Origin of the sequence: Mycobacterium sp. SMC-15 (assembly GCF_045310925.1) — a bacterium.
Taxonomy (GTDB): Bacteria; Actinomycetota; Actinomycetes; order Mycobacteriales; family Mycobacteriaceae; genus Mycobacterium.
The window spans coordinates 68,031-86,937 of record NZ_JBJIAJ010000003.1; the positions used below are offsets into that span (position 1 = coordinate 68,031).

General features: G+C 69.6%; 22 protein-coding genes. 18 read left to right on the plus strand and 4 right to left on the minus strand.

Annotated features, from left to right (window positions below):
- The first annotated feature begins 24 nt into the window (after positions 1 to 24).
- Genes ACJH71_RS05250 through ACJH71_RS05265 form a run of 4 tightly spaced genes read left to right on the plus strand, consistent with a single transcriptional unit; the run spans position 25 to position 3,702 of the window.
- Positions 25 to 1,317, plus strand: coding sequence for an adenosylmethionine--8-amino-7-oxononanoate transaminase (locus tag ACJH71_RS05250; RefSeq protein WP_406756973.1), 1,293 nt, complete (start codon positions 25 to 27; stop codon positions 1,315 to 1,317).
- A gap of 41 nt (positions 1,318 to 1,358) precedes the next feature.
- Positions 1,359 to 2,516, plus strand: a complete 1,158-nt coding sequence (locus ACJH71_RS05255; protein WP_406756974.1) for an 8-amino-7-oxononanoate synthase — start codon at positions 1,359 to 1,361, stop codon at positions 2,514 to 2,516.
- Positions 2,513 to 3,193 (plus strand): dethiobiotin synthase, encoded by a 681-nt coding sequence (gene bioD, locus ACJH71_RS05260; RefSeq protein ID WP_406756975.1) that lies wholly within the window; start codon positions 2,513 to 2,515, stop codon positions 3,191 to 3,193. The genes ACJH71_RS05255 and bioD overlap by 4 nt, the downstream gene beginning before the upstream one ends.
- A 2-nt stretch (positions 3,194 to 3,195) precedes the next feature.
- Entirely contained in the window at positions 3,196 to 3,702 is a 507-nt protein-coding gene (locus tag ACJH71_RS05265) for a 2'-5' RNA ligase family protein (RefSeq protein ID WP_406756976.1), read from the plus strand.
- Here ACJH71_RS05265 and ACJH71_RS05270 read toward each other — a convergent pair.
- A complete protein-coding gene (locus ACJH71_RS05270) occupies positions 3,695 to 4,270 on the minus strand; it encodes a TetR/AcrR family transcriptional regulator C-terminal domain-containing protein (RefSeq protein WP_406756977.1) in 576 nt (191 codons plus the stop codon). The genes ACJH71_RS05265 and ACJH71_RS05270 overlap by 8 nt on opposite strands.
- Before the next feature lie 100 nt (positions 4,271 to 4,370).
- On the opposite strand from ACJH71_RS05270, the gene bioB reads away from it, so the two are divergent.
- The 3 genes from bioB to ACJH71_RS05285 are packed head-to-tail and all read left to right on the plus strand — an operon-like array spanning position 4,371 to position 6,237.
- Positions 4,371 to 5,369 carry a biotin synthase BioB gene (gene bioB / locus ACJH71_RS05275; RefSeq protein ID WP_406756978.1) on the plus strand — a complete coding sequence of 333 codons (999 nt, stop codon included), beginning with the start codon at positions 4,371 to 4,373 and terminating at the stop codon, positions 5,367 to 5,369.
- Positions 5,369 to 5,608: a hypothetical protein gene (locus tag ACJH71_RS05280; protein ID WP_406757249.1), complete on the plus strand. Its 240-nt coding sequence runs from the start codon at positions 5,369 to 5,371 to the stop codon at positions 5,606 to 5,608. The genes bioB and ACJH71_RS05280 overlap by 1 nt, the downstream gene beginning before the upstream one ends.
- The gene (locus ACJH71_RS05285; RefSeq protein ID WP_406756979.1) at positions 5,605 to 6,237 is read left to right on the plus strand and encodes a DUF2567 domain-containing protein; all 633 of its coding nucleotides are present in this window, start codon (positions 5,605 to 5,607) and stop codon (positions 6,235 to 6,237) included. Before ACJH71_RS05280 ends, ACJH71_RS05285 begins: the two co-directional genes overlap by 4 nt.
- Here the strand turns inward: ACJH71_RS05285 and ACJH71_RS05290 are convergent.
- Together ACJH71_RS05290 and ACJH71_RS05295 are read right to left on the minus strand one after the other, a co-directional pair.
- Positions 6,203 to 7,540, minus strand: coding sequence for a lipase family protein (locus ACJH71_RS05290; RefSeq protein WP_406756980.1), 1,338 nt, complete (start codon positions 7,538 to 7,540; stop codon positions 6,203 to 6,205). The genes ACJH71_RS05285 and ACJH71_RS05290 overlap by 35 nt on opposite strands.
- Before the next feature lie 42 nt (positions 7,541 to 7,582).
- On the minus strand, positions 7,583 to 8,275 hold the full coding sequence (locus ACJH71_RS05295; RefSeq protein ID WP_406756981.1) for an NUDIX domain-containing protein: 693 nt from the start codon (positions 8,273 to 8,275) through the stop codon (positions 7,583 to 7,585).
- Positions 8,276 to 8,320: 45 nt separating this feature from the next.
- Here ACJH71_RS05295 and nadA point away from each other — a divergent pair, with 45 nt between their 5' ends.
- From nadA to nadC, 3 genes are read left to right on the plus strand one after another with little or no spacing between them, the layout of a single operon-like run.
- Positions 8,321 to 9,373, plus strand: a complete 1,053-nt coding sequence (gene nadA, locus ACJH71_RS05300) for a quinolinate synthase NadA (protein ID WP_406756982.1) — start codon at positions 8,321 to 8,323, stop codon at positions 9,371 to 9,373.
- Positions 9,370 to 10,959, plus strand: a complete 1,590-nt coding sequence (locus ACJH71_RS05305; RefSeq protein ID WP_406756983.1) for an L-aspartate oxidase — start codon at positions 9,370 to 9,372, stop codon at positions 10,957 to 10,959. The genes nadA and ACJH71_RS05305 overlap by 4 nt, the downstream gene beginning before the upstream one ends.
- Positions 10,956 to 11,813, plus strand: coding sequence for a carboxylating nicotinate-nucleotide diphosphorylase (nadC, locus tag ACJH71_RS05310; protein WP_406756984.1), 858 nt, complete (start codon positions 10,956 to 10,958; stop codon positions 11,811 to 11,813). Before ACJH71_RS05305 ends, nadC begins: the two co-directional genes overlap by 4 nt.
- 21 nt (positions 11,814 to 11,834) lie before the next feature.
- On the opposite strand, the gene ACJH71_RS05315 is transcribed toward nadC, so the two are convergent.
- On the minus strand, positions 11,835 to 12,245 hold the full coding sequence (locus ACJH71_RS05315; protein ID WP_406756985.1) for a nitroreductase family deazaflavin-dependent oxidoreductase: 411 nt from the start codon (positions 12,243 to 12,245) through the stop codon (positions 11,835 to 11,837).
- Between the two features lie 164 nt (positions 12,246 to 12,409).
- On the opposite strand from ACJH71_RS05315, the gene hisD reads away from it, so the two are divergent.
- The 8 genes from hisD to hisI are packed head-to-tail and all read left to right on the plus strand — an operon-like array spanning position 12,410 to position 18,828.
- Positions 12,410 to 13,735, plus strand: a complete 1,326-nt coding sequence (gene hisD, locus ACJH71_RS05320) for a histidinol dehydrogenase (protein ID WP_406757250.1) — start codon at positions 12,410 to 12,412, stop codon at positions 13,733 to 13,735.
- Positions 13,732 to 14,880 (plus strand): histidinol-phosphate transaminase, encoded by a 1,149-nt coding sequence (locus tag ACJH71_RS05325; RefSeq protein ID WP_406756986.1) that lies wholly within the window; start codon positions 13,732 to 13,734, stop codon positions 14,878 to 14,880. The genes hisD and ACJH71_RS05325 overlap by 4 nt, the downstream gene beginning before the upstream one ends.
- Positions 14,877 to 15,485 (plus strand): imidazoleglycerol-phosphate dehydratase HisB, encoded by a 609-nt coding sequence (hisB, locus tag ACJH71_RS05330; RefSeq protein WP_406756987.1) that lies wholly within the window; start codon positions 14,877 to 14,879, stop codon positions 15,483 to 15,485. Before ACJH71_RS05325 ends, hisB begins: the two co-directional genes overlap by 4 nt.
- Positions 15,482 to 16,105 carry an imidazole glycerol phosphate synthase subunit HisH gene (gene hisH / locus ACJH71_RS05335; protein WP_406756988.1) on the plus strand — a complete coding sequence of 208 codons (624 nt, stop codon included), beginning with the start codon at positions 15,482 to 15,484 and terminating at the stop codon, positions 16,103 to 16,105. Before hisB ends, hisH begins: the two co-directional genes overlap by 4 nt.
- 20 nt (positions 16,106 to 16,125) lie before the next feature.
- Positions 16,126 to 16,866: a bifunctional 1-(5-phosphoribosyl)-5-((5-phosphoribosylamino)methylideneamino)imidazole-4-carboxamide isomerase/phosphoribosylanthranilate isomerase PriA gene (gene priA / locus ACJH71_RS05340; RefSeq protein ID WP_406757251.1), complete on the plus strand. Its 741-nt coding sequence runs from the start codon at positions 16,126 to 16,128 to the stop codon at positions 16,864 to 16,866.
- Positions 16,867 to 16,872: 6 nt separating this feature from the next.
- The gene (locus ACJH71_RS05345) at positions 16,873 to 17,688 is read left to right on the plus strand and encodes an inositol monophosphatase family protein (protein WP_406756989.1); all 816 of its coding nucleotides are present in this window, start codon (positions 16,873 to 16,875) and stop codon (positions 17,686 to 17,688) included.
- Position 17,689: 1 nt separating this feature from the next.
- Positions 17,690 to 18,475 carry an imidazole glycerol phosphate synthase subunit HisF gene (hisF, locus tag ACJH71_RS05350; RefSeq protein ID WP_406756990.1) on the plus strand — a complete coding sequence of 262 codons (786 nt, stop codon included), beginning with the start codon at positions 17,690 to 17,692 and terminating at the stop codon, positions 18,473 to 18,475.
- Positions 18,472 to 18,828 carry a phosphoribosyl-AMP cyclohydrolase gene (gene hisI, locus ACJH71_RS05355; RefSeq protein WP_406756991.1) on the plus strand — a complete coding sequence of 119 codons (357 nt, stop codon included), beginning with the start codon at positions 18,472 to 18,474 and terminating at the stop codon, positions 18,826 to 18,828. Before hisF ends, hisI begins: the two co-directional genes overlap by 4 nt.
- Positions 18,829 to 18,907 lie beyond the last annotated feature (79 nt).

An 18,907-nucleotide genomic window follows, 5' to 3' on the forward strand; every position in this document is an offset into this window, starting at 1 on the left:
CGGCGGCCACTACTGTCGTCAGGCATGCCCGCGTTGAGTCCCGACCAGATCAGCGCCATCGACGCCGCACACCTGTGGCACCCCTACAGCACGATCGGCGGGCATTCGCTTGCGCCGACGGTTGCGTTGGGCGCCCGGGGTGCGTACCTGACCCTGGCCCGCGACGATGCGCCGGTCGATGTGCTGGACGCGATGAGCTCGTGGTGGGCTGCGATTCACGGGCACGGCCACCCCGATTTGGACGCCGCGCTCACGGCGCAGGTGGGCACCATGAGCCACGTCATGTTCGGCGGGCTCACCCACGAACCCGCCGCACGACTGGCGCAGCTGCTGGTGGAGATCACCCCGGCAGGCCTGGACACGGTGTTCTTCTCCGACTCGGGTTCGGTGTCGGTGGAGGTCGCGGTCAAGATGGCGCTGCAGTACTGGCGCGCTCGCGGCCGCGGCGCCAAACATCGGCTGATGACGTGGCGCGGTGGCTATCACGGCGACACCTTCGCCCCGATGAGCATCTGCGACCCCGACGGGGGCATGCACTCGCTGTGGCGTGACGTCTTGGCGGCCCAGCTGTTCGCCCCGCAGGTGCCCCGCGACTACGACCCGGCCTACAGTGCCGCATTCGAGGCGCAGCTTCGGCAACACCGCGATGAGGTGGCGGCCGTGGTCGTGGAGCCGGTGGTACAGGGCGCCGGGGGTATGCGCTTTCACGATCCCCGTTACCTGGCGGACCTGCGCGAGTCCTGCACCCGCCATGGCGTGCTGCTGATCTTCGACGAGATCGCCACCGGCTTCGGCCGCACCGGTGAGCTCTTCGCCGCCGACCACGTGGGCGTGAGCCCCGACATCATGTGCGTCGGCAAGGCCCTGACCGGCGGCTACCTCAGCCTGGCCGCCACCCTGTGCAGCTCCGAGATCGCCCACACGATCAGCGGCGGCGAGGCCGGTGCACTGATGCACGGGCCGACGTTCATGGCGAACCCGCTGGCCTGCGCGGTCTCGGTTGCCAGCATCGAGCTGTTGCTGAGCCAGGACTGGCGCGCGATGGTCGCTGCGATCGGCGCCGGGTTGACCACGGCACTGGAACCCGCGCGTGAGCTGCCCGGAGTCGCCGATGTCCGGGTCTGCGGCGCCATCGGCGTGATCGAATGCCGCGGGCCGGTCGACATGGCCGTTGCCACGCAAGCCGCGCTGGACCACGGGGTGTGGCTGCGCCCGTTCCGCAACCTGGTCTATGCGATGCCGCCGTATGTCTGCACGCCCGAGGAGATCGACCGGATCGGCGGTGCGATGGTGGGCGTCGTGCATGCCTTAGCCTGAACAGTGTTCAAGTCGACTCGAGACCGCACAGGGAGCGCCGCGTGACCCGCACCGATGTGTCGCCACTGGCCTGGTTGGCCGAGGTGGAGCAGCGGCGCCGTCAGGCCGGCCTGCGCCGTTCCCTGCGGGTGCGGCCCGTCGTGGCCACCGAACTGGACCTGGCGTCCAACGACTACCTCGGCCTGGCCACCCACCCGGCTGTCGTCGCCGGCGGTGTCGAGGCGCTGCAGACCTGGGGCGGCGGCGCCGGGGGATCGCGCCTGGTGACCGGCAACACCGAACTGCATCAGCAGTTCGAACAGAAACTGGCCGACTTCGTCGGTGCGCCAGCGGGTTTGGTGTTCTCCTCCGGCTACACCGCCAACCTCGGCGCGGTGGTGAGCCTGTCCGGGCCCGGTGCACTGCTGGTGTCCGACACCTACTGTCACGCATCGCTGGTGGACGCCTGCCGGCTGTCGCGGGCGCGGGTCGTCGTCACCGAGCACCGCGACGTGGACGCGGTGGCCGCCGCACTGGCCGGCCGAACCGAGGAACGCGCGGTGGTTCTCACCGAGTCGGTGTTCAGTACCGATGGGGCGCTGGCGCCGCTGCGGCAGCTGCACGAGGTGTGCCGCCGCTACGGCGCATTGCTGATCGTCGATGAGGCACACGCGCTGGGCGTGCGCGGCGACGGGGGCCGCGGGCTGGTGCACGAGGTCGGGCTGGCCGGGGCGCCCGATGTGGTGATCACCACGACGTTGTCCAAGGCCCTGGGCAGTCAGGGCGGCGCGGTGCTGGGGCCGGTCGAGGTTCGCGACCATCTCATCGACGCCGCCCGCACATTCATCTTCGACACCGGTCTGGCGCCGGCGGCACTCGGCGCCGCATCGGCCGCCCTGGATGTGCTGGTCGCCGAGCCGTCCCGCGCCGCCGACGTCTTGCGGCACGCCGGCGTGCTGGCGCAGATCTGCGGGCTGGCCCACCAGCCGGAATCCGCGGTGGTCTCGGTCATTCTCGGGGACGCCGAGGTGGCGGTGGCCGCGGCGAGCGACTGCCTGGATGCCGGGGTGCGGGTGGGCTGTTTCCGGCCGCCCACCGTGCCGGCGGGCACGTCGCGGCTGCGGTTGACCGCGCGGGCGTCGCTGACCGCCGACGATCTGGAGCTGGCGCGACGGGTGCTGCGTGACGTGCTTCGCGAGCACCCCGCCCGCTCGTCATGACCGTCCTGGTCATCACCGGCACCGGCACCGGGGTCGGCAAAACAATCGCCACGGCGGCACTGGCCGGCGCCGCCCGGCAGGCCGGCCTGGACGTGGCGGTGTGCAAACCGGTCCAGACCGGCATCGCCGACGGCGACGACGACTTGGCCGAGGTCGGGCGGCTGTCGGGTGTGACCGAACTGTTCGCCGCCGCCCGCTATCCGGCGCCGCTGGCCCCGTTGGCCGCGGCCGCGCAGGCGGGAATGGCGTTGCCGACCCGGGCGGAGCTGTTGGCGATGATCCGGGCCGCTGACCGGCCGGGACGCCTGACCCTGGTCGAAGGTGCCGGTGGCCTGCTGGTTGAGCTCGCTGCCGACGGCGTCACCCTGCGCGATCTGGCTGTCGACCTCGGCGCCGCTGTGCTGGTGGTGGTCGACGCCGGCCTAGGCACCCTCAACCACACCGCGCTGACCCTGGAATCGCTTGCCGGACAAGGGCTGTCGTGCGCCGGATTGGTGATCGGCAGTTGGCCGGCTCAGCCCGACCCGGCTGCCACCAGCAATCGCGGGGCGCTGGCTCGGCAGGCGCCGGTACGCGCCGTGCTACCGGCAGGGTCGGCCAGGCTGGGCGCTGCGGAGTTTGCCGCTATGAGCGCCGCCGCGTTCGACACCGACTGGGTGCGCACCCTGGCGGGGTAGCGATGGTGCACTCGATCGAGCTGGTCTTCGACGCCGACACCGAGTCCGCGGTCCGGCGGATCTGGACCGACCTGGCCGCCGCCGGGGTGCCCAGCCAGGCCCCAGCCGCCCGTCCCCACGTCACCTTGGTGGTCGCCCAGCGCATCGATCCGCAGGTCGACGCCGCGCTGTCCACGGTTGCCAACCGGCTGCCGATCGACTGCACCCTCGGAGCGACGCTGATCTTCGGCCGCTCGCACGGAGTGCTGGCACGGCTGGTGGTGCCGACTTCAGCACTGCTGGAACTGCACGAACAGGTGTATCGGTTGTGTGCACCCCACCTGATACCCGGGCCGATGCCCAACGTGGCGCCCGGCCAGTGGACGGCGCACACCACGCTGGCCCGCCGGGTGGGTCCGGCCCAGCTGGGCCGGACCCAGCGAATCGCCGGCCGGTCCGATATCAGCGGGCGATTTATCGGCTTGCGACGCTGGGATGGCAATGCACGCACCGAGTACCTGATCAGCTGATGGCTAACCCGGCCCGCATGGTCAGCCCGTCGATCAGCAGTCCCAGGCCGAACGCGAACGCGCTGCTCGGGTCGGCGTCGGTCGTGATCTCAGCGGCCCCGGCGGCGTCCCACTGCAGGCGGGACTGTTCGTCGGCGGTGAACCCCAAGACGTAGTAGACGACCGTGCGGGCGACCTGCTCGGCCTGATCGGGATGCACGCCTGCCGCCGTCGCGGACTCTGCCAGCAGCGCCAGAATTCCGGTGGCCGCCTGGGACTGGCCTGCCGCCATGCTGGCCGACACCAGTTCGGCGCCGTCGGTGTGGGACAGCAGCGCATCGCGCAGGCGTTCGCCCACGCATCGGATCCGCCACTGCCAACTGCCCGGACCGGGGTCGGCGCAGGCGGGAGACAACACGCGGTCGGCGACCGCACCCAATAGTTGCTGCTTGTTGGCGAAATGCCAGTACAGCGCGCTGGGGCTGACGTTGAGCTCGCGCGCGAGCCGGCGCATCGACAGGTCGGCGATGCCGTAGTCGTCCAGGATGGTGGTGGCCGCGGCGACCACGTCAGGTTTGTGCAGCTGCACCCCGCTAGCCTAACCTGAACACCGTTCAAGTCTTGAGGGGAGCACGCGTGACCCGCGGCGGCGACGATGCAGAGCGAAGCGATGAGGAGGGGCGGCGCGCATGACCGACGACATTCTGGCATTGGCCCGGGAGCAGGTACTGGAGCGCGGCGAAGCGTTGCGTCAGGATCAGGTTCTCGAGGTGCTGCAGCTGCCCGACGAGCGCCTCGATGAGCTGCTGGCGTTGGCCCACGAAGTGCGGATGCGGTGGTGCGGCCCGGAGATCGAGGTCGAGGGCATCATCAGCCTGAAAACCGGTGGCTGTCCGGAGGATTGCCACTTCTGCTCGCAGTCGGGACTGTTCTCCTCGCCCGTGCGCAGCGCTTGGCTGGACATTCCCAGCCTGGTCGAGGCGGCCAAGCAGACCGCCAAGACCGGCGCCACCGAGTTCTGCATCGTCGCGGCGGTACGCGGGCCCGACGAGCGACTGCTCGCCCAGGTCGCCGCGGGTATCGAAGCCATCCGCAACGAGGTCGACATCCAGATCGCCTGTTCACTGGGCATGCTGACCCAGAGGCACGTGGACAAGCTGGCCGCGATGGGCGTGCACCGCTACAACCACAACTTGGAGACCGCCCGATCGCACTTTCCCAACGTCGTCACCACCCACACCTGGGAGGAGCGCTGGGAGACCCTGCGCATGGTGGCCAAGGCCGGCATGGAGGTCTGCTCCGGCGGCATCCTCGGCATGGGCGAGACGCTGGAGCAGCGCGCGGAGTTCGCCGCCGATCTGGCCGAGCTGAACCCCGACGAAGTCCCGCTGAACTTCCTCAACCCGCGCCCGGGCACCCCGTTCGGTGATCTGGAGGTGCTGCCGGCCGCCGACGCGCTGCGGGCCGTCGCCGCGTTCCGCCTCGCCCTGCCACGCACCATGCTGCGCTTCGCCGGCGGCCGGGAGATCACCCTGGGAGACCTGGGCGCCAAGCAGGGCATCCTGGGCGGCATCAACGCCATCATCGTCGGCAACTACCTGACCACCCTAGGCCGGCCGGCCGAGACCGACCTGGAACTGCTCGACGACCTGCAGATGCCGATCAAGGCACTCAACGCCACCCTGTGATGGTCCGCGACCTGCCCGTTCCGGTGGGAGCCGGCGTCTACAACGTCTACACCGGCGTGCAGATCGATGATCCGGCCGGCGCAACGCTGCCCACCGCCGCCCAGTTGGGTCTGGAGCCGCCGCGATTCTGCGCCTCCTGCGGGCGCCGGATGAAGGTCCAAGTCCGCCCGGACGGCTGGTGGGCCAACTGTTCGCGGCACGGCCTGGTGGATTCGACCGACCTGGACACGCAGCGGTGACGACCTCCGCCGCCCCGCGGATCACCCGGGGACGTGCGTACGTGATCGTCGCCGCCGGACTGACCGCTGTCGGCCTGCCGATCGGCGCCCTGTGGGCGTGGGTCGCCCCGCCCATCAACGGCGTGGTGGCACTCGCCCGCAGCGGGGAGCGGGTGCAGGCCTATCTGGGCAATGAGGCCGAGCACTTCTTCATCGCGCCGTTCCTGCTGCTCGGCCTGTTGGGCGTGGTGGCGGTAGTAGCGGCCACCCTGGCCTGGCAGTGGCGGGCGCATCGGGGTCCGGGCATGATCGCGGGCCTGTCGGTGGGTCTGAGTGCCGGGGCCGCGCTGGCGGTATTGACCGGCACCGTCCTGGTACACCGCCGATACGGCACCATCGACGTCGATGCCGCACCGGTGAGCCCCGAACACCGGGTGCACTACGTCGCCGAGGGGCCGCCGGTGTTCTTCGGGCACACCCCGCTGCAGATCGCGGCCTCACTGCTGTTGCCGGCGGCCACCGCGGCGCTGGTGTACGGCCTGTGCGCCACGTGGAGCACCCGTGACGATCTCGGCGGCTATCCGCCAGAACCCGGGCAGCGACCGCAGCCGGCGGTCACAGCGGAAGGCGTCGCACCGCCCCGCCGGTGATGACCCGGCTCGCGACCACGCCCAGGCGCACTAATCCGAGGTAGGTCTTGGGGTTCAGCAGCGCCGGCCATCCGCTGCTCACCGGGGCCTGCGGCAGCGGCCGGTTGGCGAACCGGTCCCGCAACCAGTCCAGCACCATGGGTGCCGACAGCGGATGCAGCGTCACGTGCTCGCTGAGCCGATCGCGGTGATAGGTGATCCGCACGCCGCCGGCGGCATAGGTCTCGGCGAGCGTGTCGATGTCGTCCACGGAGATCACCTGGTCGTGGATGGCCTGCAACATCAGCACCGGGACGGCCGGGGTCGCGCCACCCAGTCGGGTGTCGTCGAACACGTGCTGCACGACGGGGTGCTCGATCAGCTGCTCCAGCGGCCGGTCGATGAAGGTGTCCAGGGCGCGGTGGTGCAGGCGCAGCACCGCGGTCGCGGTGGTGACCGATTCCAGCGAGTGCAGCAGCGCACGGCCTTCGACGGTGGCGTGCTCCTCAACGACCTTGTCGAGGTCGGGATACACCCGGGCCAGCGCGGAGATCATGATGGCCGGCAGACCGGACCAGAACGAGCCGTTGAGCCGCTGCAGGGTGTTACCCAGGTCGCCCACCGGTGAGCCCAGTGCGGCGCCGACGATGTTGAGGTCGGGGGCGTAGTCGCCGCAGACTTGGGCCGCCCACGCCGTGGACAGGCCGCCGCCGGAATAGCCCCACAAGCCCACCGGGGCGTCGGGGGACAGGCCCAACTGCTCGGTGCCCAGCGCGGCGCGCAGCCCGTCGAGCACGTAGTAGCCGGGTTCGTACGGTGCCCCCCAATGGCCGAAGCGGCCCTCATGGTCGGGGATCGACACCGCCCAGCCCTGGGACAGGATGGCCGCGATCAGCACGAACTCCAGCTGGGTGAAAGACCCATGCGCGCGGGCGCGGCGGCGCAGCGCGAAGGACGGGAAGCACCGGCCGTCCACCGCGTCGATCGCGCACTGGTACGACACGATCGGACACGGCCGGGTCCGATCCCGGTCGGTGGGCACCACCACGGTTGTCACCGCCACCTGCGGGACGTTGTTGCGGTCGACGCTGCGGTAGAGCAGCTGGGTGGCCTGCAGCTGCTGCGGGATCAGGCCTAAAAAGGCCAGCTCAACGTCGCGGGAGCGCAGCACGGTGCCAGGCACGGCGTGCTGGAAGCCCGCCGGTGGCTCATAGAACGGATCCTCGGCCACCGGCAGCGGGCGCTCGCCGGATTGCAGGGGCTGGTGCGGGGCCTGCCCGATCCACTCGACAGAAGTTTCGCGGGCCAGACTGTCGACGTCCATCCCGGCATTGTTGCTTAAGAAGGCGTTAAGATTCCAGTCGACTCACCCGGGCGGGCGCAACGCAGCGAATTCGTCGGTGACCCGAAGTTCGGACTCGGTGAACCGATATCGGGCCGCCGGACGGCCCCCGCTACGCCCGGAACGGGCGGTGGTACCGGTCGGGGTGATCACCCCACGGCGCACCAGCACGCGCTGCAGGTTGGTCGCATCGACCTGGTAACCCAACACGACACTGTAGATGTCCCGCAGTGTCGACAGGATGAATTCCGTTGGCGCCAAACCGAATCCAATATTCGTATAGGACATCTTGGCGACCAGGCGGCTGTGCGCGTGCGCCACCATGGGGCCATGGTCGAAAGCCATCGGCGGCAAGTCGTCGACGGGATGCCAATGCGTGTCGCCCGGAAGTTCCGGGTCGGCGGGGGAGGGCACCAAGCCCAGAAACGTCGAGGCGATGGTGCGCACGCCGGGCACCCGGCCCGGGTCGGAGAACACAGCCAGCTGCTCAAGGTGGGCGATCTCACGCAAATCGACCTTCTCGGCCAGCTGGCGGCGGGCTGATGCCGTGACATCCTCGTCATTGCGCAGCAAGCCCCCGGGCAGCGACCAGCGCCCCGACTGCGGTTCGCGCGCGCGTTCCCACAGCAGCACGTTCAGTCGGGGCCGGCGCTGGTCAAGCTCGCCAACCTGGAAGACCACAGTGAGCACTTCGTGCTCGGTGCTAGTATGGACCACGTTTTCGATTATAAGTCGAAAACCTGTTTTGAGAAGGAGTCACTCATGACCACCCTCACCGACAGCGGTGTACAGGCAGGCAGCCTGGCCGACCGCATCGTGAACTCGCCGGCCGGTTACAGCGGTATCGAACCCGACGAGGAGTGGGTGGCCGAGGTTCTTCGGCTCAAGAAGGAACGCAACGCGACGATCCTCGCCCACAACTACCAACTGCCGGCTATCCAGGACATCGCCGACCACGTCGGGGACTCGCTGGCGCTGGCGCGGATCGCCGCCACCGCGAACGAGGACACCATCGTGTTCTGCGGCGTGCACTTCATGGCCGAGACCGCCAAGATCCTCTCCCCGGACAAGACGGTGCTGCTACCCGACACCCGGGCGGGCTGTTCGCTGGCCGACTCGATCACGGCCGAGGAACTGCGGGCCTGGCGCGACGAATACCCGGACGCGGTCGTGGTGTCCTATGTGAACACCACGGCGGCGGTCAAGGCGCTGACCGACTACTGCTGCACCTCATCGAATGCCGTCGACGTGGTCAATGCCATCGACCCCGACCGTGAGGTGCTGTTTCTGCCCGATCAGTTCCTGGGCCAGCACGTCAAACGGGTCACCGGCCGCGACAACATCCACATCTGGGCCGGCGAATGCCACGTGCACGCCGCCATCAACGGCGACGAGCTCGCCGAGAAGGCCCGGGCCAACCCCGACGCCGAACTGTTCGTGCATCCCGAATGCGGCTGCGCGACGTCGTCGCTGTATCTGGTCGGCGAGGGCCATTTCCCCGAGGAGCAGGTCAAGATCCTGTCGACCGGCGGGATGCTCGAGGAGGCCGCCCGCACCGGAGCCCGCAAGGTGCTGGTCGCCACCGAGATCGGCATGATCCACCAGCTGCGCAAGGCGGCGCCGCAGGTCGACTTCGAGGCGGTCAACCGCAAGGCGGCCTGCAAGTACATGAAGATGATCACCCCGGCGGCCCTGCTGCGCAGCCTGACCGAGGGCGCCGACGAGATCCACGTCGACCCCGAAACGGCGCGCCTGGCAGCCCGCAGCGTGCAGCGGATGATCTCGATCGGACACTCCGTCCCGGTCAGCAAGTGACCCCTGGTCCCAGCTGGCAGCAGCGAGCCGATGTCGTCGTCATCGGCACGGGCGTCGGCGGGCTGGCGGCAGCGCGGGCCGCGCACCGCGCCGGGCGCGCGGTCGTGGTACTGAGCAAATCCGCCGCGGGCTCGGCGGCAACGGCGACGCACTACGCCCAGGGCGGGATCGCAGTGGTGCTGCCGGGCAATGACGATTCGGTCGCGGACCATGTCGCCGACACCCTGGCCGCCGGCGGCGGATTGTGCGACCGCGACGCGGTGACCTCGATCGTGGCTGACGGCTATCGCGCGGTCTCCGACCTTGCCGCCGCGGGGGCGTCGTTCGACCAGGACGCACAGGGGGACTGGGCGCTCACCCGCGAAGGCGGGCACTCCCGGCGCCGCATCATTCATGCCGGCGGCGACGCCACCGGGGCCGAGGTGCAGCGTGCCCTGGACCACGCCGCGGCCGCTTTGGATGTTCGCGTCGGTCAGGTGGTGCTGCAGATCCTGCGTGACGCCGATCGCGTCACCGGGGTGCTGGTGGCCAATGCCGACGGGATCGGGGTGATCCACGCCCCGTCGGTGGTGCTGGCGACCGGCGGTCTGGGTCATCTGTACCGGGCGACCACCAATCCCGGTGGAGCGACGGGAGACGGGGTGGCCCTGGCGCTGTGGGCCGGAGTCGCGGTCAGCGATCTGGAATTCATCCAGTTCCATCCGACGATGCTGTTCTCGGGCGCCGGCAACGGCAGTGCCACCGGTGGGCGCCGGCCGCTGATCACCGAGGCGGTGCGCGGCGAAGGCGCCAAGCTGATCGACGCCCGCGGCGCCTCGATCACCGCAGGGGTGCACCCGATGGGGGATTTGGCTCCGCGCGACGTGGTGGCGGGCGCTATCGACGCGCGCCTGCGCGAAACCGGCGACGCCTGCGCCTATCTCGATGCTCGCGGGATCGATGGCTTCGAAGAGCGCTTCCCGACCGTGACCGCGGCCTGCCGCAACGCCGGCATCGACCCTGTGCGCCAACCGATTCCGGTGGTCCCGGGCGCGCACTACAGCTGTGGTGGAGTGATCACCGACGTCACCGGCCGCACCGAGTTGCCCGGTCTGTTCGCCGCGGGCGAGGTGGCGCGAACCGGGATGCACGGTGCCAATAGATTGGCTTCCAACAGCCTGCTGGAGGGCCTCGTGGTCGGTGACCGCGCGGGCACTGCGGCTGCGGCACACTGCGCCGCGGTGGGTCAGTCCGACGCCGCGGTACCCGAGCCTGTCCGCCGCGCGGCACTGGACCGCCAGACCCTGCAGGAGGCCATGTCGCGCGACGCCTCGGTGGTCCGCGACGCGCACGGGCTTAGCGGACTGCAGGAGCTGCTGGCCGGCGCCAGTGCGCGCCCGGTCGCCGACCGGGCCGGCGTCGAGGACGCTGCGCTGACCCTGGCTGCCCGGGTGGTCGCAGCGGCGGCGTCGGCCCGTGCCGAGAGCCGAGGCTGCCATCACCGGGCTGACCACCCGGCCGCCGACCCCGGTCAGGCCCGCAGTTCCACCATCCGGCTGCGCGACGGGGTGGTCGCGCTCGACACACCCGCGGGAGTCGCATCGTGAAGCTGTCCGAGACCGAACTCGACGAGGCCCGCCAGGTCATCGCCCGCGCGCTCGACGAGGATCTGCGCTACGGGCCCGATGTCACCACCGCTGCGACGGTTCCCGCCGGCGTGATGGCCGAAGCGGCCATGGTCACTCGGGCGCCCGGGGTGATCGCCGGGGTCGATCTGGCTCTTCTGGTGCTCGACGAGGTCCTCGGGGCCGACGGCTACCGGGTGTTGGACCGCGTCACCGACGGTGCACGACTTGCGGCCGGCGCACCGGTGCTGACCCTGAAGGCCGACACCCGTGGCCTTCTGACCGCCGAACGCACCATGCTCAACCTGGTCTGCCACCTATCCGGGATCGCCACCGCCACCGCGGCCTGGGTCGACGCCGTCGACGGCACGTCGGCGCGCATCCGCGACACCCGCAAGACGCTGCCCGGCCTGCGGGTGCTGCAGAAGTACGCGGTACGGGTCGGCGGCGGGGTGAATCACCGGATGGGTCTGGGCGATGCCGCGCTGATCAAGGACAACCATGTGGCCGCGGCGGGTTCGGTGGCTGCGGCGCTGCGGGCGGTCCGAGCCGCGGCGCCCGACGTGCCCTGCGAGGTCGAGGTGGATTCACTCGAGCAGTTCGACGAGGTGCTCGCCGAGGGGCCCGAGCTGGTGTTGCTGGACAACTTCGAGGTCTGGCAGACCCAGATGGCGGCGCAGCGGCGCGACTCCCGGGCACCCGGCGTGCTGCTGGAGTCATCGGGTGGGCTCACCCTGGACTGCGCGGGCGCCTACGCCGCCACCGGGGTCGACTACCTGGCCGTGGGGGGCCTCACCCATTCGGTGCAGGTGCTCGACATCGGCTTAGACATGTAAGACATGTAGCCGCTGAAGGCCTCAGCTGATATCGGTGACGAGCACCGCCACCTTGCGGTTCTGCACCCGCAGCAGGAATGGCAGCGAGGTATCGCCCGAGCCGGCCGGCAGGATCCGCGGATTGACCAGATGCAGTTCACTGCGGGACAGCCGGACGTCGGCCTCTCCGGCGGCCAGCACGTTCTTGACCCAGTCGGTCTTGCCGTGGCCGAGCGCGATCGCCAGCAGGCCGTCTTTGCGGTAGGTGGTCACCACCGTCTCATAGGGCTTGCCGGACTTGCGCCCCCGATGGGTGATCACCGACGTGCCCGGAATGAACTTGGACAGCGGCTTGACCACCGGGTTCACATACTTGATCTGCAGCCGATCCACCCATGCCGGGAACACCGCCGGCAGCGTGGACGGGTCAGCGGCACCCTTGTCGGAAGCCATGGCAACTCCGTTCCTCGTGGGACGTGACGCGCATGTCGGCGATCGGTGTTCGCCGACGTCACACTGCGCACCACCCTAGCCGCGAGCCCCTACGCGGCGGGTCGTCCCGGCGCTGCGATATTGACTTGAGCCCCTCTGGGAGAATGGGCGGTGTGAACACCGGCCTGATGGCACGCATCGACCTGCGCGGCACCGAACAGTCGGACCTATCCAAGGCCGAGCTGCGTGCCGCTCTGCCACGCGGTGGTGTGGACGTGGAGGCGGTGCTGCCGAGGGTGCGCCCGATCGTCGAGGCGGTCGCCGAGCGTGGGGCCGCCGCGGCGCTGGAGTTCGGCGAATCGTTCGACCGGATCCGACCGGCCACGATCCGGGTGCCGGATACGGCGCTGGAGCGTGCGCTAGCCGAGTTGGACCCCGCCGTCCGTGCCGCTCTGGAGGTGGCGATCAGCCGCGCCCGGGCGGTCCACTCCGATCAGCGGCGCACCGACACCACCACCACGCTGGCCCCGGGCGCCACCGTTACCGAACGCTGGCTTCCGGTAGAGCGGGTGGGCCTGTACGTGCCGGGCGGTAACGCGGTCTACCCGTCCAGCGTGGTGATGAACGTCGTCCCGGCCCAGATCGCCGGTGTCGAGTCCCTGGTAATCGCCAGTCCGCCCCAGGCCGCCTTCGACGGTCTGCCACACCCGACGATCCTGGCCGCGGCGCGGCTGCTCGGCGTCGACGAGGTCTGGGCGGTCGGCGGTGCCCAGGCGGTGGCATTGCTGGCCTACGGCGGCACCGACACCGATGGGGGTGAACTGGCGCCGGTCGACATGGTCACCGGCCCCGGCAACATCTACGTCACCGCCGCCAAGCGGTTGTGCCGCTCGCAGGTGGGGATCGACGCCGAAGCCGGCCCCACCGAGATCGCCATCCTCGCGGACAACACCGCGCACCCGGCGCATCTGGCCGCGGACCTGATCAGCCAGGCCGAGCACGATGAGATGGCCGCCAGCGTGCTGGTCACCACCAGCCCGGAATTGGCCGATGCCACCGACCGCGAGGTGACTGCCCAGCTGCAGACCACCGTGCACCGCGAGCGGGTGACTACGGCACTGTCTGGACCGCAGTCGGCGATCGTGCTGGTCGCCGACCTGGACGCCGGTATCCGCGTGGTGAACGCCTACGCCGCCGAGCACCTGGAGATCCAGACCGCCGATGCCGCCGAGGTGGCAACCCGAATCCGTTCAGCCGGTGCGATTTTCGTCGGACCGTACGCGCCGGTCAGCCTCGGCGACTACTGCGCGGGCTCCAACCACGTGCTGCCCACCGCGGGCAGTGCGCGGCACTCCAGCGGGCTGTCGGTGCAGACGTTCCTGCGCGGAATCCACGTCGTCGACTACACCGAGGCCGCACTCAAGGATGTCAGCGGCCACGTGATCGCACTGGCCACGGCCGAGGACCTTCCCTCACACGGCGAAGCGGTTCGACGGAGGTTCGAGCAGTGAGCGGCACACCAGCCCGCCCGGGCGCGCAGATCACCCTGGCGGATCTCCCGCTGCGCGACGATCTGCGCGGCAAGTCGCCCTATGGTGCGCCGCAACTGGAAGTTCCGGTACGGCTCAACACCAATGAGAATCCGCACCCGCCGAGCCAGGCACTCATCGACGACGTGGCACGTTCGGTGCGCGAAGCCGCCGCGGAGCTGCACCGCTATCCCGATCGCGATGCGGTGGCGCTGCGCACCGACCTGGCCGCCTATCTGACCGCCCAGACCGGCGTTGAGGTGGGGCCGGACAATGTGTGGGCGGCCAACGGCTCCAATGAGATCCTGCAGCAGTTGCTGCAGGCATTCGGTGGTCCGGGCCGTAGCGCCATCGGATTCGTTCCGTCCTACTCCATGCACCCGATCATCTCCGACGGCACCCAAACGCGGTGGCTGGCCGCCAACCGGACCTCCGACTTCGGGCTGGACGTCGATGTGGCCGGCGCTGCCATCGCCGAGCACCACCCCGACGTGGTTTTCGTCGCGTCCCCGAACAACCCGTCCGGGCAGAGCATTTCGCTCAAGGATCTGCGCAGCCTGCTCGACGCCGCACCGGGGGTCGTGATCGTCGACGAGGCCTATGGCGAATTCTCGTCGCAGCCCAGCGCGATCGCGCTGATCGACGATTACCCGGCGAAGCTGATCGTCAGCCGCACGATGAGCAAGGCGTTCGCGTTCGCCGGAGGCCGGCTCGGCTACCTGATCGCGGCCCCGGCGGTGATCGACGCGATGTTGCTGGTTCGCCTGCCGTATCACCTGTCGGTGGTCACCCAGGCGGCCGCCCGCGCCGCGCTCCGCCATGCCGACGACACCCTGGGCAGCGTCGCCCAGCTGATCGCCGAACGGGACCGCGTCTCAGCCGAGCTGTCCGCCATGGGGTTTCGGGTCATTCCCAGCGACGCCAACTTCGTGCTGTTCGGCCGGTTCGCCGATGCGCCCGCAACCTGGCAGCGCTACCTGGACGCCGGCATCCTGATCCGTGACGTCGGCATCCCCGGCTACCTGCGGGCCACCACCGGACTTCCGGAGGAGAACGATGCATTGCTCGCCGCCAGCAAGCAGCTAGCGGCCACCGAACTCGCCCAACCGTCATTAGGAGAATCATGACCCGCCGAGCCCGGGTGCAACGCGCCACCCGCGAATCCGACATCACGGTCGAGCTCGACCTGGACGGCACCGGCATCGTCGACATCGAGACCGGTGTGCCGTTCTTCGATCACATGCTGACCGCACTGGGCAGTCACGCCAGCTTCGATCTGACGGTGCGCGCCCGCGGCGACGTCGAGATCGAAGCCCACCACACCGTCGAGGACACCGCGATCGTGCTGGGACAGGCGCTGGGCGAGGCGCTCGGCGACAAGAAGGGCATCCGCCGATTCGGCGACGCCTTCATCCCGATGGACGAGACGCTGGCCCACGCTGCCGTCGATGTGTCGGGCCGGCCCTACTGCGTGCACACCGGGGAACCGGATCACATGACGCACACCACGATTGCCGGAACGCAGGCGCCATATCACACGGTGATCAATCGGCACGTGTTCGAGACGCTGGCGTCGAACGCGCGTATCGCACTGCACGTGCGGGTGCTCTACGGTCGTGACCCGCACCACATCACCGAGGCCCAGTACAAGGCGGTCGCGCGTGCGCTGCGCCAGGCAGTGGAACCCGACCCCCGGGTGACCGGCGTGCCGTCCACCAAGGGAGCCCTGTGAGCGGCTCTGCCCGGGTGGTGATCTTGGACTACGGTTCCGGGAACCTGCGCTCGGCCCAGCGGGCCCTGCAACGGGTCGGTGCCCAAGTCGAGGTGACCGCCGACGCCGACGCCGCCGCCGATGCCGACGGTCTGCTGGTGCCGGGTGTCGGGGCGTACGCGGCGTGCATGACCGGGCTGCGCAAGGTCAACGGCGACAAGATCATCGCCGAACGCCTACAGGCCGGCCGCCCGGTACTCGGAGTGTGCGTCGGGATGCAGATCATGTTCGCGCACGGAGTCGAGTTCGGGGTGGACACCGCCGGCTGCGGCCAGTGGCCCGGTGCCGTCACCCGCCTGGAAGCCCCGGTGATCCCGCACATGGGCTGGAACGTCGTCGATGCCGCACCCGGCAGCACGCTGTTCGCCGGGCTGGACGCCGACACCCGCTTCTATTTCGTGCACTCCTATGCCGCTCAGCGCTGGGAAGGCCGTCCGGAGGCTTTGGTGACCTGGGCGACCCATCAGGTACCGTTCGTGGCGGCTGTCGAGGATGGGCCGTTGGCCGCCACCCAGTTTCACCCCGAAAAGAGTGGGGATGCCGGGGCGACACTATTGAGCAACTGGGTGGAGGCACTGTGAGTACTGCTGTGAACAAGGCACTGGTTCTGTTGCCGGCCGTCGACGTCGTCGACGGCCGCGCGGTGCGCCTGGTGCAGGGCAAGGCCGGCAGTGAGACTGAGTACGGCTCAGCGCTGGACGCCGCGCTGGGTTGGCAGCGCGACGGCGCGGAATGGATCCACCTGGTCGATCTGGACGCCGCGTTCGGCCGCGGATCGAACCGCGAGCTGCTCGCCGATGTCGTTGGGCGCCTTGATGTCAAGGTCGAACTGTCCGGTGGCATCCGTGACGATGAGTCCCTGGCGGCCGCACTGGCCACGGGCTGCGCCCGGGTGAACCTGGGCACGGCCGCCTTGGAGAACCCGCAGTGGTGCGCGCGCGCGATCGCCGAGCACGGCGAAAAAGTCGCGGTCGGGCTGGACGTGCAGATCGACCCCAATCACCCCGATGGCATCCACCGGCTGCGCGGCCGCGGTTGGGAGACCGACGGCGGTGACCTCTGGCCGGTACTGGAACGCCTTGACGCCGAAGGCTGTTCACGCTACGTCGTCACCGACGTGACCAAGGACGGAACGCTGGGCGGCCCCAACCTGGAGCTGCTCGGCGCAGTCGCCGACCGCACCGACGCTCCGGTGATCGCCTCCGGGGGAGTGTCGAGCCTGGATGACCTGCGGGCGATCGCCACGCTGGTCGGCCGCGGCGTCGAAGGCGCCATCGTGGGCAAGGCCCTCTACGCGGGCCGCTTCACGCTGCCCGAGGCGCTGTCCACGGTGCGGGAGTAGGCCGACATGGCGTTGGACACCGCGGATCTGGACGCGCTGGTCGCAGCGGCGTCGGAGATCCTCGATGTCGCCGCCGAGCCTTTCCTGGCCGGCCACCGGGCCGATTCCGCAGTCCGCAAGGGCGCCAACGACTTCGCCACCGAGGTTGACCTGGCCCTGGAACGACAGATCACCGAGGCGTTGGTGGCGGCGACCGGAATCGGCGTGCACGGCGAGGAATTCGGCGGGCCACCGATCGATTCGCCGCTGGTGTGGGTGCTGGACCCGATCGACGGAACGTTCAACTACGCCGCCGGATCACCGATGTCCGCGATCCTGTTGGGCCTGCTGCGCGACGGTGAGCCGGTTGCGGGATTGACCTGGCTGCCGTTCGCCGACCAGCGCTATACCGCGGTGGCCGACGGCCCGCTGATCCGCAACGGGGTGGCGCAGCCGCCACTGAAACCCGTCGACTTGGCCGATTCGTTGGTCGGCATCGGCACCTTCAACGTCGAGTGGCGGGGCCGGTTTCCCGGCCGCTACCGGCTCGCGGTGCTCGAAGGCCTGACCCGGGTGACCTCACGGACGCGGATGCACGGCGCCACCGGAATCGATCTGGCTTACGTCGCCGATGGAACCCTCGGCGGTGCGATCAGTTTCGGCGACCACATCTGGGACCACGCCGCCGGTGTGGCCATGGTGCGCGCGGCCGGAGGCATTGTCACCGACCTGGCCGGCGCACCCTGGACGGCCCAGTCGAACTCGGCGCTGGTCGCCGCACCGGGAGTACACGATCAGATTCTGGACATCCTCAAGCGAGTTGGCCCACCGGGGGACTACTGACATGCATAAGCGCAGTGATGTGGCGGTACGGGTCATTCCGTGTCTGGACGTCGACGGCGGCCGAGTCGTCAAGGGCGTCAACTTCGCGAACCTGCGCGATGCCGGTGACCCGGTCGAGCTGGCCGCAGCCTACGACGCCGAGGGCGCCGACGAACTGACCTTCCTGGACGTGACCGCCTCGTCGTCGGGCCGGGCCACCATGCTCGAGGTCGTCGCGCGCACCGCCGATCAGGTGTTCATCCCGCTCACCGTCGGCGGCGGAGTGCGCACGGTCGCCGACGTCGACGTGTTGCTGCGGGCCGGCGCGGACAAGGTGTCGGTGAACACCGCCGCGATCGCCCGCCCGGAACTGCTGGCCGAGTTGTCCCGCCAGTTCGGCTCCCAGTGCATCGTGCTGTCGGTCGACGCCCGTACCGTCCCGGCCGGTTCGCCACCCACCGCATCCGGATGGGAGGTCACCACCCACGGCGGCCGGCAGGGCACCGGTATCGACGCGGTCGAATGGGCGGTCCGCGGTGTGGAGCTGGGGGTCGGGGAGATCCTGCTGAACTCGATGGATGCCGACGGCACCAAGGCCGGATTCGACCTGTCGATGCTGCGTGCCGTTCGGGCCGCGGTGAGCGTGCCGGTGATCGCCAGCGGGGGAGCCGGCGCGGCAGAGCATTTCGCCCCGGCTGTGGCCGCCGGCGCCGACGCGGTCCTGGCGGCCAGCGTGTTTCACTTCCGGGAACTGACCATCGGCCAGGTCAAGGCCGCGATGGCCGCCGAGGGGATCGTGGTTCGATGACGACAAACCAGCTGGATCCAGCGATCGCAGCCCGGCTCAAGCGCAATGCCGAGGGACTGATCGCGGCGGTTGCACAGGCGCGGGGCACCGGAGAGGTGCTGATGGTCGCTTGGATGGACGACGATGCATTGGCCCGCACGTTGGCAACTCGTGAGGCCACCTATTTTTCCCGCTCCCGGAATCAGCAATGGATCAAGGGGGCCACTACCGGCCACACTCAGTACGTGCATTCGGTGCGGTTGGACTGCGACGGTGACACCGTCCTGCTGGAGGTCGATCAGTCCGGGGCAGCTTGCCATACCGGGGCCCGTACCTGCTTCGACAACGACGTGCTGTTGGAAGCCGCGGATTGAGTGACCGACGGTGACGGGCGGTATGTGCGCCCTCACCGACTGATCTATAAAGTTCTTCTACCTATCCATTGTTTGCACG